The organism is Mesorhizobium sp. RIZ17, assembly GCF_051127865.1.
Classification (GTDB): domain Bacteria; phylum Pseudomonadota; class Alphaproteobacteria; order Rhizobiales; family Rhizobiaceae; genus Mesorhizobium; species Mesorhizobium humile.
This window is the reverse complement of record NZ_CP147861.1, coordinates 5,000,628-5,014,018: the sequence shown is the minus strand read 5'-3', so window position 1 is coordinate 5,014,018 and position 13,391 is coordinate 5,000,628. Positions and strand designations below refer to the sequence as shown.

The following is a 13,391-nucleotide window of genomic DNA, read 5'->3' as shown; positions in this document are numbered from 1 at the left end:
CAAACGCGCACTTGCACATGACAAATTTCGATAGGCTCATGAAATTGCCATGAGACCTGGCATACATGATTGCCTGAAATTCGGTTCTGCGTCAGAAGTTGGCGTGTTGTTTTTTCATTCTGAACGAGATTTGTCATGGCTGGAGTGATGAGCCGCCGCCTGGATGTCGATGCCATGCGGGCATTGGTGGAGATCGAGAACCATGGCGGCGTCACGCGCGCGGCCGAGATTCTGGGCCTGTCGCAGTCGGCCGTCAGCCACAAGATCAGAAGGCTTGAAGCAAGTCTCGACTGCGAGATCCTCAGCCGCAAGGCAAACGCGCCGCTGTTCACCGCGGCCGGGCGGGATCTCCTGGGCTATGCGCGGCGCATCCTGGGCATCCATGACGAAGCGATCCTCAGCCTGTCCAAAAGCACGCTGCAGGGCAAGATCGCCTTGGGGATGACCGAGGACACGACCTGCACCGACCTGGCGCGCATCCTTGGCCGGTTTCGCCGGCTCTATCCCGAGGTGAGCGTGCGCACGCAGGTGCGCATGAGCCTCGCACAGCAGGCGCTGCTGGGCCAGGGCGCGCTCGATGCCGCCATCATCCAGGTGTTTCAGCATGAGGTGCGTCCCACCGACGTCGTGCTGTTTCGCGAAACGCTGCATTGGGTAAAATCTCGCGACCTCATCGTGTCGAAGGACAAGCCGGTGCCTTTTCTGTCCTTCGACGAGAACTGCTTCTACCGGCGCTGGGGTCTCGAGCTCGGGCAGGACGACGGCATGCTGTTCGAGATCGTGTTCGAATGCTCGAGTGCCGCCGGGATCGTTGCCGGCGTGACCTCAGGCCTCGGCGTGGCGCTGTTGAGCGAGCGACACTTGCGACCCGAGATGAAGATCGTCGACAGGGATTTTCCCAAGCCTCCAGGCCTGGCCTATGTCATCAGGCGCGCACGCGGGCCTCGCAATCAGGCGCTGGAGACCCTGATCGCGGAAATCGTGGCCGAGGTAAGCCGTCACGGGGTGCTTCAAATCGCGATCTGAGCGCAAGCATGCAGCCGCGCCCGCGACCGGCGCCGCCGCGCCATCAATCCATATGGGCGGCCGGCGCTCCGCCCGCCGGCGCCGCTTTTGGCTTGCGCAGCAGGATGACGAACGGAACCGCGATCAGCGTCATCACCATCAGGATTTTGAAATCGTTGATGTAGGAGATCATCATCGCCTGGGCATTCACGGCGCGGTCGACCTGCGAAAGTGCTGCGGGATCGGCGGCGGCGGCCGCCGGAGAGGCGGCCCACAGGTTCGGGTTGTAGGGGTTGATGAAGGCCGAAAGCTCGGTGTGGTTGATCTGGGTGTTGCGCACCATCAGCGCCGCGACCACCGATACGCCGATGGACGAGCCCAGATTGCGCACCAGGCTGAACAGCGAGGTGGCGTCGGTGCGGTAGCGCGCGTCGAGCGTGGCGAAAGCGACCGCCGACAGCGGCACGAACACCATGCCCATGCCGAGGCCCTGGACGACGCCCGAAGAGATGATCAGCCAGTTGTCCATCTGCGGCGTGAAGCTCGCCATCGTGTAAAGCGACTGCGCGGTGAGCAGGAAGCCTATGGCGACGAGGATCCTCGCGTCGATCCTGTGCATGATGCGGCCGACGACCAGCATCGAAATCATCGTGCCGATGCCGCGCGGACCGAGCACCACGCCGATGGTCACGGTCGGATAGCCGAAGATGTTGGCCAGCATCGGCGGCAACAGCGACATCGAGGCCAGGATCAGCACGCCCATGACGAAGATGAAGCCCAGCCCGGTCACGAAATTACGGTCGAGGAAGATCTTTGGATCGATGAAGGGATGCTCCGATGTCACCGTGTGGATGACGAACACCCAGAAGCCGGTGAGCGACAAAGCAAGCTCGATCCAGATCTCGGCCGAGTTGAACCAATCGACCTCGCCGCCGCGATCGAGCAGAAGCTGCAGCGCGCCGACGCCGAGCGACAGCATGGCGAAGCCGAAGAAGTCGAAGCCGCGCATGCGCTTGGCGACGACGGGCAGATAGGCGGCCATGCCGAGGAAGGCGAGGATGCCGACCGGCAGGTTGATGAAGAACACCCAGCGCCAGTTGAAGTTCTCCGTCAGCCAGCCGCCGAGCGTCGGCCCCAGGATCGGCCCGAGCATGATGCCGGCGCCCCAGATGGCCATCGCCTGGCCGTGGCGCTCCTTCGGGTAGATGTCGAGCAGGAAGGTCTGCGACAGCGGCACGATGGCCGCGCCGAACACGCCCTGCAGCAGGCGGAACAGCACCATCGTCTCGAGGCTCCAGGCGAGGCCGCACAGCATGGAGAAGATGGTGAAGCCGACGACGGAGAAGAGGAACAACTCCTTGCGGCCAAGCCTATCGGCGAGCCAGCCGGTGACCGGCGTCATGATCGCGGCGGCCACGATATAGGAGGTCAGCACCCAGTTGATGTTGTCGGGCGACGCGCCGAGGTCGCCGGTCATGGTCGGCAGCGCGACATTGGCGATCGTGGTGTCGAGCGCCTGCATGATCGTCGCCAGCATCAGCGCGACCGTGATCAGTCCGCGATGCGGCACTTCTTTGAAGGCTTCTGGCGTGCTCATGGTGCTGAACTTCCAGCAGGTAACAAAAACGTGTAGACTAGACCATGATGCCGAAAAGTGTGGAGCGGATTTCGGACGACATCATGCTCTATCTCTTTGATTTAGAGTCGGATTCAGATTTCAGGTCGAATAGACCTGAAATCATCCGGCTCTAGGCTTCCGGGCGGCAAAGCCTTCCGTTGAGAGACCTTCATCGCGGTGGGACGCGACTATCGATGTGGGGGTTACATCGACCGAAAGTCTCTGTTGGAGCGGATGCCTGCCGCCCGGAAACCTGAGGACCGACGGGTCCGTGCTCAGGCCTCAGCATTCGACCGAGCCGCCATGCGGCTGCCTTGCTGAGCCTTGTCACTCCTCCCGTCAGACCAATCCCAATGCCCGTCGGATCGCGGCGGGCTTCGCTGTCGTTACTGCGTGTGCTCCCCCGCCGTGGCGTGGCCGAAGATCGACGGCAGGCCGCGCGCCACGCCGGTGTCGACGGTGACGGTCGCGCTCATGCCGGTGCGCAGCGCCATCTGGGCGTCGGGATCGGTCAGTTCCAGGCGCACGGGAATGCGCTGCGTGACCTTGACCCAGTTGCCGGTGGCGTTTTGCGCGGGCAGCAGCGAGAACTCCGCGCCCGTGCCGGCGCCGATCGCCTTGACGGTCGCCTCGAAGGTACGGCCCGGATAGGTATCGACGACGATTTCGGCCTTCTGGCCCTGCTTCATGTTGGTGAGCTGGGTCTCCTTGAAATTGGCGTTGATCCAGGTGTCTCCGGTCTCGACCAATGCGAACAGCGGCGTGCCGGCGGAGACATACTGGCCGACCTTGAAGGACGCGGCCTGGTAGATGACGCCGTCGGCCGGCGCCTTCACGGTGGTCTGCGCCAGATCGTAGGCGGCCTTGTCGCGCGCGGCCAAAGCCGCCATCACGGTCGGATGCTTGTCGGTCTCGATGTCGGGATTGCCGCCCAGTGCCGCCTTGGCGCTGACGATGCCTTGCTCCGCGACGGCCAGTTGCTGCTGGGCCTTGTCGAGGTCGTTGCGGGCCTGGTCGAGCGAGGACTTGGCATTGATGCCTTTCTGCGCGAGATCGGCGGCGCGGCCATATTGCGACTGCGCATAGTCGACCTCGCTGGAGGCGGATTTTTCCTGCGCCATCGCCTGGCTGTAGGCGGCGCGCAACTGCTCGACATTGAGGCGCGCCGCGGCGACCGCCGCATCGGCCTGGGCGAGCGCGATCCGGTAAGGCTCGGGGTCGATGACGAAGAGAAGGTCGCCCTGCTTGACCAACTGGTTGTCAGCGATGCCGACCTGGACGATACGGCCCGCCGTGTCGGAAGCGACCGAAATCCTGGCCTGCTGCAGATTGGCGTTCTCGGTTTCCTGATAGCGGCCGCCGGTCACCCAGACATACGTGCCGCCCGCAAGCAGGACGAGCGGCAGCGCAACCATCAACAGGAAGCGGCCGATGCGCCGCTTCTTCTTGGGCGCGGCCGGAGCGGGCTGCCGCCCGGGAGCCACCGCGACCGGAGCGGCCGTCGGCTGCGTCGGGGCTTCCAGCTTGGTTACGACGTCGTCTTCTCTCTTGGCCGCCGCGCTCATGCTGCCGCCCCTTCCCTGCTTTTCATCTGTTCCAGGGACGATGCCTCGCCGTCCGTCAGGTTCTGCACGATCGTGTCCAGAACCCGGATCAGGATGCGCCGATCTTCCGGCGAAACACCGGTCAAGGACTCCTCATAGACCTCGCCGGCAAGGCTTTTGACATCGGCGTAGGCGGCACTCGCCTTCTCGGTCGGAAAGATCATGCGCACACGGCGGTCGGTCGCGTCCTGGCGGCGCTCGATCCAGCCGCCTTCCTCCATGCGGTCGACCAGCCGCGAGACGCTGATCGGCTCGATTTCGAGGAGTTCGGCCAGCCGCGCCTGGTTGATGCCTTCCTCCTTGGCAACGCGCACCATCAGCCGCCATTGCGCCGAGGAAAGCCCCAATCCGCTGGCGCGCGCTTCGAAACGCTTGCGCATCAGGCGCTGCACGTCGTGGATCAAAAATCCCAGTCTGTCGATACCATCTGAAACCATGTGCGATAGATATGATAAGCGTGCTTACTATTCAAGCGAAAGCTTTGCCCCAGAAGCCGGCAAATCGACATATCCGGCATCCGATGCATTCATGGTTAGCGGCCGGTGAATTCGGAGATCCGCTCCAGGGCTCGCCGCCAACCCGCCGGGTTGCGGATTTAAATGAGGCGATACGGGACGACTGCGTTAGCACTGCAAGCCGTCAGCGAACCTGCCGTGTGATCAAAGATTTGAGCGCGCTGGCGTTGTTTTCGATGCTAAAACGGGACCGAACATCCGCTCGAGCCCGATGCGCCATCGCGCGCATGTCGTCCGGGTGGCACAGCGCGTAATCCAGCCATTGTGCAAGATCATTCGCATTTGGCTCGGCCAGCAGGCCTGTTTCCAGATGGGAGATTGTCTCCGGAATACCGCCAATATTGCTTGCCACGATCGGAATGCCGAGTCCCGCCGCCTCAACTTGAGCCATACCCAAAGCTTCGACGAATGAAGGCATGACGACGAGATCCGCCTTTTCCAGGATCGCCGCAACGGATGGCAATTCACCCATCCAGATTTGATCATAAAGGCCAAGCTCGATTGCCCGCTGCTTGATCGATTCTTGCTCAGGCCCCGATCCAACAATTGCATAATGAACCGGGGGCCACCGCGAACGCAATTTCGCTATTGCGTCAAGCATCATAAGGTGGCCTTTTTCCTTGCGGAGCATGCCTACCTGCACGATCAGCGCGCCGCGCTTCCTTTCGATCCAGTGAGAAAGATCAGAAGGAAGATCAAGGTAACGTTCCGCGTCAAGTTTTTCGAAATCCACGCCTGGATAAACCACTTCGATCCGCCTAGGGTCGACTCGGCTATTGGACAGAATTCTTGACCGCAAATACTTGCTTGGAGTGAATGTAACGTCTACGAAATAGTTATAACTATTTGCTGATATTTTTCCAGCCAGGTATGCTTTAGACCTAATCAGGCGCGGACGATTTCGACCGAAAAATCGTGCAGCAATTGCAAGATTGTCTGTATCATGACCGCTGTGACAGACGCATGCGGTGGGCCGCATTGCAGCGATCAGCCGACATAAGCCAATTATCGTGCGCGGATCTGCACCGTTTCTAAATGGAAGCGTCTCTGTCCGAATGTTCATTGTCGCCGCTAAAGCCCCAACCCGAGAATTCGGGCGGCAGGCAAGCACCACGTCAATCCCAGACGCTAGAAGTGATCGCATTTGGATCAGCAACTGGCGTTCCTGTCCGCCGATATCAGGTGAGCTTTCAGTAAAAATAACGCTGTCGATTCTTTTGTTATTTGAATTCATGATATTTAAATGGCGATTGTCGGGATCGCTTGCCTGCTGATCGACACTTTTCTTCGGAGACGCCCGGGCGAAGCGGCGCCCGCTCCAGCCCAACAAATGGATAAGCGAACAGAGCCGCCGGCCAGCGGTATCGCGAATTCACTTCCGAGGGCAATGTAAAAAAATGAGCTTGGCCGCGCCTTGCGGAACAAGGCTTCCCGCCCACAGTGCCGCAAACGCGGTTTGCGGGGCTGCACGGTTTGCTGCATAGATGCGCCGGCGCAGCGGGGGGCAAAATGATGTTCGATATCTGGCAGGCGGGTATCGTCCCGGATCGGATCGACAACGCGCTTGCCCCGCAAGGCCTGGACAGGAGCCGGATCGTCTGGCTGCCGCCTCAAGGATCCTACCGCTTCATCGCCGATCCGTTCGGCCTCTTCCATGGCGACCGTTTCGTGGTGCTGGTCGAGGCCTATGATCACAGGGTGAGACGCGGCGAGATCCAATACTACAGCTACGACCGGGACTGGACGCTCAAGGAGCGCGGCGTGGCCCTGAAGGAGCCGTTCCACCTCTCCTATCCGTTCCTGATCCGGCAGGGGGAGGATATCTTCATGCTGCCGGAGGCCTTCAAGAGCGGGCGGCTCACGCTTTACAAGGCGACCGATTTTCCAAAGGCGTGGCAGCCGGTCGCCGTGCTGCTGGACGAGCCGGTGGTCGACGCGGCCATCTTTCGCCACCAGCAGCGCTGGTGGATGCTCTACGCGCTCAACGGCCCCAACAAACGGGACACGCGCGAGCTGCACGCCTCTTTCGCCGAGAGCCTGACCGGCCCCTGGACCAAGCATCCGCGAAATCCGGTGCGCACGGGATACGCATCGTCGCGGCCCGGCGGCTCGCCCTTCGAGCATGATGGCCAACTGCATTTCCCGACCCAGGACTGCACAAACGGCTACGGCGCGGCCATCAACCTGTTGCGGATCGAGCGCCTGACGCCGGAGGAATTTTCGGCCGACATCGTCAAGCGGCTGTCGCCCGAGGGGTGGCTCGATGGCTTCGACACCGGCCTGCACACGCTGTCGGACGGTGGCGGCGTGACGCTGATCGACGTCCGCCGCTTCGAGCGCACGCCGAAGCGGCACCTGATCAAGCTGCAGTATTGGCTGCGCAAGCAGATGCGGTGAGCTTGCGGCAACCGCGATCATGGTTAGCGCCGAGTGAATTCGGCAATCCGCTGCCACGGCCTGAGGCGATGCATTCACGGCAAGGCGTCAACCGTCTGAAAATTCACTGTGTTTTCTGCCGCACGCTAGCGCCTTTCGGCTCGCTCATGATAAAGGTTGGCGTGGATCGGGGGATCACGCAATGCCGACGCTTTATGCGCTGAAGCCGGCCTTCCAGGACAGGCTGCGGCCGCTTGTCGGCCGGCTGGCGGCAATGGGCGTGACGGCCAATTTCATCACCATCGCGGCGGCCGCCCTCTCGATAGCGGCCGGCGTGGCGATCGCCACGGCGCCGGGTTCGCGCCTGCTTCTGCTGCTCATTCCCCTGGTGCTGTTCGTGCGCATGGCGCTCAACGCCATGGATGGCATGCTGGCGCGTGAGCACGGCCAGGCCTCGACGCTTGGCATGTATCTCAATGAAATCTGCGATGTCGTTTCCGATTTGGCGCTCATCCTGCCCTTTGCCGCCTTCCCGCAATTTGGCGCCTGGGGCGTCGTCGCCTTCGCCATCGCAGCGATGCTCGCCGAGTTCGCCGGCGTGCTCGGCATCGCCGCAGGCATCGGACGCAACTATGCCGGGCCGTTCGGCAAGAGCGACAGGGCGCTGGGGCTCGGCGTGGTCGCGGCTTTGTGCGCCATCGGTCTCTGGCCGGAGGTGATCGCGCCTCTTGTGTTTCCGGTGATGGCTACGCTTTCGCTGCTGACCGCCATAAACCGGATACGCGCCGGTCTTACTGGCAAAACCGGCTAGGCATCGAGGCTCGCGATGCCGTCCGAGGGGAAAAGCATGCTTCACGAACAGATCGCAGCCGCGCCGGCGGAAAGCCCTGCGCGGCAGGCGCAGGAACGCAGCTTCCACAGCCATGACGGCACCGAGATCTTCTACCGTTTCTGGCCGGCGTTATCGGCCAAGGCCAAAGGCGCGGTCGTGCTTTTCCATCGCGGCCACGAGCATGGCGGCCGCATGGCGCATCTGGCCGACGAATCGCGCATGCCGGATTACGCCTTCTATGCCTGGGATGCGCGCGGCAACGGCCGCTCCGCCGGGGAGCGCGGCTATGCTCCGTCTTTCGCGGCACTTGAGCGCGATATCGACTGTTTCATGCGCGAGATCGCCGCCAAGGACCATTTCGGCGCACAGGATATCGCGCTCATCGCGCAATCCTTCGGCGCTGTGCTCGCCGCTGCGTGGGTGCACGACTATGCGCCGAAGCTGCGCGCCATGGTGCTCGCTTCGCCCGCTTTCTCGGTCAAGCTCTATATCCCTTTCGCCAAGGAAGGCATCGCGCTGTGGCAGAAGATCAAGGGACGTTTCTTCGTCAATTCCTATGTCAAGGCGAGCCTGCTCACCCATGACCCGGTGCGCATCGCCTCGTTCGAAACCGATCCGCTGATCACCAGGCCGATCGCGTCGAACATCCTGGTCGAGCTCTACCAGCATGCGGCGCGCATCGTTGCCGACGCGCGCGCCATCACCGTGCCGACGCAGCTTCTTCTGTCCGGCAGCGACTGGGTGGTGCGGCACGGCCCCCAGCACGAGTTCTTCGTCAATCTCGGCAGCCGCGTGAAGGAGCGGCATGTCCTGGCGGGCTTTTTCCACGACACGCTGGGCGAGCGCGACCGCGCCAAGGCGCTTGATCTGATCCGGCCGTTCATCGAAGGACAATTCGCGTCGCCGGCCGAAGCTGTCGACCTGAAACAGGCGGACATCGCAGGCTACACGCGCGACGAGGCCGACCGGCTCGCCTCGCCGCTCGATCTCCTGTCGCCGAAGGGCCTCTACTGGGCATCGAGCCGTGCCTTCATCCGCATCGGCAGTTGGTTCTCGCGCGGCATGAAGGTCGGCGTCGGCACCGGTTTCGATTCCGGCTCGACGCTGGACTATGTCTATGAGAACGACGCGCGCGGCCTCGGGCCAATCGGCCGTATGGTCGACAGGACTTTCCTCGACGCCATTGGCTGGCGCGGCATACGCCAGCGCAAGCTCAACGTCGAGGAGTTGATCGGCCAGGCGCTGGCGACGCTGAAGGCGGCCGGGCGGCCAGGCCACATCCTCGACATCGCCGCCGGCCACGGCCGCTACGTGCTCGATGCGATCGGCAAAAGCGCCGAACAGCCGGCCAGCGTGCGCCTGCAGGACTATTCGGATCTCAATGTCGAGTTGGGCCGCAAGCTGATCGCCGAGCGGCAATTGCCGGCCAGCGTCTCGTTCCGGCGCGCCGACGCCTTCGACGGCGACGGGCTGGCGGCGCTCGATCCGGCGCCGGACCTCGCCATCGTCTCCGGCCTCTATGAGCTCTTCTCCGACAATGCGCCAATTGCCCGCTCGCTCGGTGGCCTCGCCCGTTCGATGCAGCCGGGCAGCCTGCTGATCTACACCAACCAGCCCTGGCATCCGCAGCTCGAAATGATCGCGCGCAGCCTGACCTCGCATCGCGGCGGCCAAGCCTGGGTGATGCGGCGGCGCACGCAAGGCGAGATGGACCAACTGGTCGAAGCCGCGGGCTTCGAGAAGCTCGACCAGCGCATCGATCAGTGGGGCATCTTCACCGTCTCGCTGGCAAGGCGGGTTTAGGAACCGTCCACGCATGCCCACCAGTGCCGAGCCTCCGTCGCCTCCAGCCAACGCAGCCGCCGAACCCTATGGCCGCGTCGTCCTCCGGGCCGCGCTTTGGCTCGCCTTTCTGGCGCCGTTCTTCTATTCGACCTACGGCTTCGCCAACTGGCTGGCCTCGACCCGCAATCAAGTCGGCAGCATCGTCTTCTCCTGGGAGCACCATGTTCCGTTCATGGCCTGGACGATCGTGCCCTACTGGTCGATCAATCTGTTCTACGGCCTGTCGCTTCTGCTCAACGATAGCCGGCGGGGCGTCGACCGGCTGGCCGGCCGCTACCTTACCGCGCAGGTCGTCGCCGTCTCGTGCTTCATCCTGTTTCCGCTGACCGCGACCTTCGTGCGCCCGGCAACGACCGGCCTGCCCGGCTTCCTGTTCGCCGTGCTCGGCGGTTTCGACAAGCCGTTCAACCAGGCCCCTTCCCTGCATATCGCGCTGCTGGTGATCATCTGGGACCATTGGCGCCAGCGCCTTTCCGGCCCCCTGCTCGTTCTCTGGCACTTTTGGTGTTTTCTGATCGGCGCCTCGGTGCTGACGACCTGGCAGCACCATTTCATCGACATCCCGACCGGCGCGCTGCTCGGCTTCTTTGCGCTGTGGCTGTTTGCAGCCAAGGGCGAGCTGCCTTTCGCCGGCTTCCGCCTGACGATCGATGGCAAGCCTCGGCGCCTTTCACTCTACTACGCGCTGGGCGCCGCTCTGGCGCTTGCCGGCGCGGCCATTGGCGCTTTCTTCTCGGCCATCGCGCTCGTGCTTTTGTGGCCTTCGCTGGCACTAGCCATCGTCGCTTTCGGCTATGCCGGTGCCGGACCAAAAGTGTTCCAGAAGACGGCGGACGGCCGCGTGTCGCTGGCAAGCCGCGTCCTGCTTTGGCCATACCGGCTGGGCGCAAGGGCCAATGCCTGGGCCTGGACACGCAAGCTGCCGCCTGTCGTTGCCGTCACCGACGGCGTCTTCCTCGGACGTTTTCCCGATGCTGCCGAAGCCGATGGCTTCGGCATGGTGATCGACCTTGCCGCCGAACTGGAGCGGCCACACGATGCGACAGGGCGCTGGACGAGCTTTCCCATGCTCGATCTTGTTTCGCCTGCGGAGAGCACGCTCGACGAGGCCGTGGCGGCGATCGAGCCGGCGCGCAGGCAGGGCACGGTTCTGGTCTGCTGCGCGCTCGGCTTCCAGCGCAGCGCCAGCGTCGTCGCCAGATGGCTGGTCGCCACCGGCCGCTCGCACACGCCGGCGCAGGCCCGCAAGCAGCTCGCCGCTTCCGGCCGACCGGTGCATCTTCAGGTCGGACTGGACGAGCCGGCATGAGCGGCGACGCCTATCAACGCAAGACTGCCGGCCTCGCCGCAATGCTGGTCAAGCAGGCGGCATGGCCGGTGGCAATCGTGATCGCCGGCGAGAGCATCGCGCCGCTCGTCGCTTCGGCGCGCGGCGCCTTCCACGCGCCCCTCGCGGTGCTGGCGCTGCTGGTCGCGGCGGCGAGCGCCGTGGCGGTGCTCGGGCTCTCGGCGCTTCTCCTCTTCGATGCGCTGTTGTTCCGGCTGATGGCGAGCCATGATGACGAGGCTTCCGGAGGCGTCGCGGTCGACGACGTGCTGGCGCGCATGCGGCTGAAGCCCTCCCCGGCCACGCCGCGGCGGCTCAACGAGCGTATCGCCGGTACTCGCCGCCTGCTGGCCAGGCAGCGGATCGCCTTCGCGGTCTTCGTCGTCGCGTTCCTTTGGGCCGGTTTCTGGATGCCAAGATGAGCAAGCTGGCGCTGCGCACCTATACACTGCTGCAGACGGTCACCTCCGTCGGCCTGTCTGCGATGGCCTGGGCGGTCACCGGCGTGCGGCCGATCTGGAACGGCAGCCAGCCGTCGGACCGGCAGCGCATCTATTTCGCCAACCACACCAGCCATGGCGACTTCATCCTTCTGTCGGCCTGCCTCAGCGAGACGGAGCGTGCCAAGACGCACGCGATCGCCGCGGCCGAATATTGGGGCAAGTCGCGGCTGCGCCGCTTCATCGCCCAGGACATGCTGTCTTCCGTGCTGATCAGCCGGCAATGGACAAGCGAGGCGGAGCATCCGATCTCGATCATGCTCTCCGTGCTCGACCAGGGCCATTCGCTGATCATCTTCCCGGAAGGTACCCGCAACAGCAGCGACGAGCTGCTGCCGTTTCGTTCCGGCCTCTACAATCTGTCGATGGCGCGGCCGGACGTCGAGCTGATCCCCTGCTGGATCGAGAACATGTCGCGCGTGCTGCCCAAGGGCCAGTTCCTGCCGGTGCCGCTGCTCTGCCGCGTCGTCTTCGGCGCCCCCGTTGCGGTGGCGCCGGGCGAGGAACGCCGGGCCTTTCTGCAGCGCGCCCGCGCCGAGCTTCTAGCGCTCGATCCGCGGCCCGACCGAGACGATTGATGCGCCACGAAATCAGTATCTTGATCATCGGCCTTTTCGTGGTGCTGAGCACCGCCAGCGTCACCGCCGCCATCCTTTCGGCGCGCGCGCCCAAACCGCTGAGCGCGACGCTGGTCAACCTCACCCAGCGCATCAACGCCTGGTGGGTGATGGTGGCGCTGATGACGATCGCCTTCTTCTTCGGCCGCTACGGTATGACGATCCTGTTCGCGCTGATCTCGTTCGCGGCGCTGCGCGAATTCGTGACGCTGACGCACAGCCGGCGCAGCGACCACTGGGTGCTGCTCGGCATGTTCGGCATCGTCATCCCCTTCCAGTACTGGCTGGTGTGGACAGCCTGGTATGGCCTCTTCATCATCTTCATCCCGGTCTACTGCTTCCTGCTGATGCCCGCGATCACGGCGCTGCACGGCGACACCGAGCGCTTCCTGGAGCGCATCGCCGCGCAGCAATGGGCGATCATGATTTCGGTCTATTGCGTCAGCCACGTCCCTGCTTTGCTGACGCTCAACGTGCCCGGCTTCGAAGGCCGCAACCTTCTGCTCATCGCTTTCCTGATCATCGTTGTGCAAGGCAGCGACGTGCTGCAGTACATCTTCGGCAAGCTGTTCGGAAAGCACCGCTTCTCGCCAACCGTATCGCCATCGAAAACCTGGGAAGGGTTGGTCGGCGGGCTGGTTGCTTCGAGCCTGCTCGGGGCGCTGCTCTCCTTCATCACGCCATTCTCACCGCTACAGGCTTCGGCCGTCGCCTTCGTCGCCTGCACGATGGGTTTCCTCGGCGGGCTCGTCGCATCGGCGATCAAGCGCGACCAGGGCGTCAAGGACTGGGGCCATCTGATCGAGGGCCATGGCGGCATGCTCGACCGCACCGACAGCCTGGTCTTCGCCGCGCCGATCTTCTTCCACATCGTGCGCTACTTCTGGACCGTTTGATCCTCGCCAGTCACAGCCGGTCGCGCATCAGTATGGGTGACGACGAAGAAGGCGTCGAGCGAGCTGGTGATGATTTGCCGCGGCACATCTGTCGACCCCTCCTCCGGGCCGTTCGTTATCGGGACGCCCCTTCCCGGACTGCTCGGTAGCGCCGCGTCGGTTTCCGCATCCGAGGCAGCGCAGGTCGCATATGCGCATTGTTGCTCGAAGCGCAATTTCGATCAAACTGGCCGCCGGCGCGGCGGCTAGTGTCGCC

At 63.5% G+C, this 13,391-nt stretch carries 12 protein-coding genes; 8 read left to right on the top strand and 4 right to left on the bottom strand.

Going from position 1 to position 13,391, the window contains the following annotated elements; all coding sequences use genetic code 11:
* The first annotated feature begins 135 nt into the window (after positions 1–135).
* Entirely contained in the window at positions 136–1,026 is an 891-nt protein-coding gene (locus tag WDX12_RS24375) for a LysR family transcriptional regulator (protein ID WP_434722309.1), read from the top strand.
* Between the two features lie 43 nt (positions 1,027–1,069).
* On the opposite strand, the gene WDX12_RS24370 is transcribed toward WDX12_RS24375, so the two are convergent.
* The 4 genes from WDX12_RS24370 to WDX12_RS24355 all read right to left on the bottom strand — a co-directional run bounded on the left by WDX12_RS24370 (position 1,070) and on the right by WDX12_RS24355 (position 6,072).
* Positions 1,070–2,602: a DHA2 family efflux MFS transporter permease subunit gene (locus tag WDX12_RS24370; protein ID WP_434722308.1), complete on the bottom strand. Its 1,533-nt coding sequence runs from the start codon at positions 2,600–2,602 to the stop codon at positions 1,070–1,072.
* Between the two features lie 407 nt (positions 2,603–3,009).
* Positions 3,010–4,188, bottom strand: coding sequence for an HlyD family secretion protein (locus tag WDX12_RS24365; protein ID WP_434722307.1), 1,179 nt, complete (start codon positions 4,186–4,188; stop codon positions 3,010–3,012).
* Positions 4,185–4,664: a MarR family winged helix-turn-helix transcriptional regulator gene (locus WDX12_RS24360; protein ID WP_320298281.1), complete on the bottom strand. Its 480-nt coding sequence runs from the start codon at positions 4,662–4,664 to the stop codon at positions 4,185–4,187. Before WDX12_RS24360 ends, WDX12_RS24365 begins: the two co-directional genes overlap by 4 nt.
* 202 nt (positions 4,665–4,866) lie before the next feature.
* Positions 4,867–6,072 (bottom strand): glycosyltransferase family 4 protein, encoded by a 1,206-nt coding sequence (locus tag WDX12_RS24355; protein ID WP_434722306.1) that lies wholly within the window; start codon positions 6,070–6,072, stop codon positions 4,867–4,869.
* Between the two features lie 179 nt (positions 6,073–6,251).
* On the opposite strand from WDX12_RS24355, the gene WDX12_RS24350 reads away from it, so the two are divergent.
* The 7 genes from WDX12_RS24350 (at position 6,252) to WDX12_RS24320 (ending at position 13,135) form a co-directional block, all read left to right on the top strand.
* A complete protein-coding gene (locus WDX12_RS24350) occupies positions 6,252–7,139 on the top strand; it encodes a glucosamine inositolphosphorylceramide transferase family protein (protein WP_434722305.1) in 888 nt (295 codons plus the stop codon).
* A 181-nt stretch (positions 7,140–7,320) separates the two neighbouring features.
* Positions 7,321–7,929, top strand: coding sequence for a CDP-alcohol phosphatidyltransferase family protein (locus WDX12_RS24345; RefSeq protein ID WP_434722304.1), 609 nt, complete (start codon positions 7,321–7,323; stop codon positions 7,927–7,929).
* Between the two features lie 36 nt (positions 7,930–7,965).
* Positions 7,966–9,753 carry a bifunctional alpha/beta hydrolase/class I SAM-dependent methyltransferase gene (locus WDX12_RS24340; RefSeq protein ID WP_434722303.1) on the top strand — a complete coding sequence of 596 codons (1,788 nt, stop codon included), beginning with the start codon at positions 7,966–7,968 and terminating at the stop codon, positions 9,751–9,753.
* 13 nt (positions 9,754–9,766) lie between these two features.
* Positions 9,767–11,104 carry a phosphatase PAP2/dual specificity phosphatase family protein gene (locus WDX12_RS24335; RefSeq protein WP_434722302.1) on the top strand — a complete coding sequence of 446 codons (1,338 nt, stop codon included), beginning with the start codon at positions 9,767–9,769 and terminating at the stop codon, positions 11,102–11,104.
* Positions 11,101–11,544 (top strand): hypothetical protein, encoded by a 444-nt coding sequence (locus WDX12_RS24330; protein ID WP_320298287.1) that lies wholly within the window; start codon positions 11,101–11,103, stop codon positions 11,542–11,544. Before WDX12_RS24335 ends, WDX12_RS24330 begins: the two co-directional genes overlap by 4 nt.
* Positions 11,541–12,200 (top strand): lysophospholipid acyltransferase family protein, encoded by a 660-nt coding sequence (locus WDX12_RS24325; protein WP_434722301.1) that lies wholly within the window; start codon positions 11,541–11,543, stop codon positions 12,198–12,200. Before WDX12_RS24330 ends, WDX12_RS24325 begins: the two co-directional genes overlap by 4 nt.
* Entirely contained in the window at positions 12,200–13,135 is a 936-nt protein-coding gene (locus WDX12_RS24320) for a phosphatidate cytidylyltransferase (RefSeq protein ID WP_434722300.1), read from the top strand. Before WDX12_RS24325 ends, WDX12_RS24320 begins: the two co-directional genes overlap by 1 nt.
* Positions 13,136–13,391 lie beyond the last annotated feature (256 nt).

Excerpts from the sequence above, each read along its gene's own strand:
- WDX12_RS24320 (WP_434722300.1), top strand. The coding sequence starts at position 12,200 with ATGCGCCACGAAATCAGTATCTTGATCATCGGCCTTTTCGTGGTGCTG.
- WDX12_RS24330 (WP_320298287.1), top strand. The coding sequence starts at position 11,101 with ATGAGCGGCGACGCCTATCAACGCAAGACTGCCGGCCTCGCCGCAATG.
- WDX12_RS24350 (WP_434722305.1), top strand. The coding sequence starts at position 6,252 with ATGATGTTCGATATCTGGCAGGCGGGTATCGTCCCGGATCGGATCGAC.
- WDX12_RS24340 (WP_434722303.1), top strand. The coding sequence starts at position 7,966 with ATGCTTCACGAACAGATCGCAGCCGCGCCGGCGGAAAGCCCTGCGCGG.
- WDX12_RS24335 (WP_434722302.1), top strand. The coding sequence starts at position 9,767 with ATGCCCACCAGTGCCGAGCCTCCGTCGCCTCCAGCCAACGCAGCCGCC.
- WDX12_RS24360 (WP_320298281.1), bottom strand. The coding sequence starts at position 4,664 with ATGGTTTCAGATGGTATCGACAGACTGGGATTTTTGATCCACGACGTG.
- WDX12_RS24370 (WP_434722308.1), bottom strand. The coding sequence starts at position 2,602 with ATGAGCACGCCAGAAGCCTTCAAAGAAGTGCCGCATCGCGGACTGATC.
- WDX12_RS24345 (WP_434722304.1), top strand. The coding sequence starts at position 7,321 with ATGCCGACGCTTTATGCGCTGAAGCCGGCCTTCCAGGACAGGCTGCGG.
- WDX12_RS24365 (WP_434722307.1), bottom strand. The coding sequence starts at position 4,188 with ATGAGCGCGGCGGCCAAGAGAGAAGACGACGTCGTAACCAAGCTGGAA.
- WDX12_RS24325 (WP_434722301.1), top strand. The coding sequence starts at position 11,541 with ATGAGCAAGCTGGCGCTGCGCACCTATACACTGCTGCAGACGGTCACC.
- WDX12_RS24375 (WP_434722309.1), top strand. The coding sequence starts at position 136 with ATGGCTGGAGTGATGAGCCGCCGCCTGGATGTCGATGCCATGCGGGCA.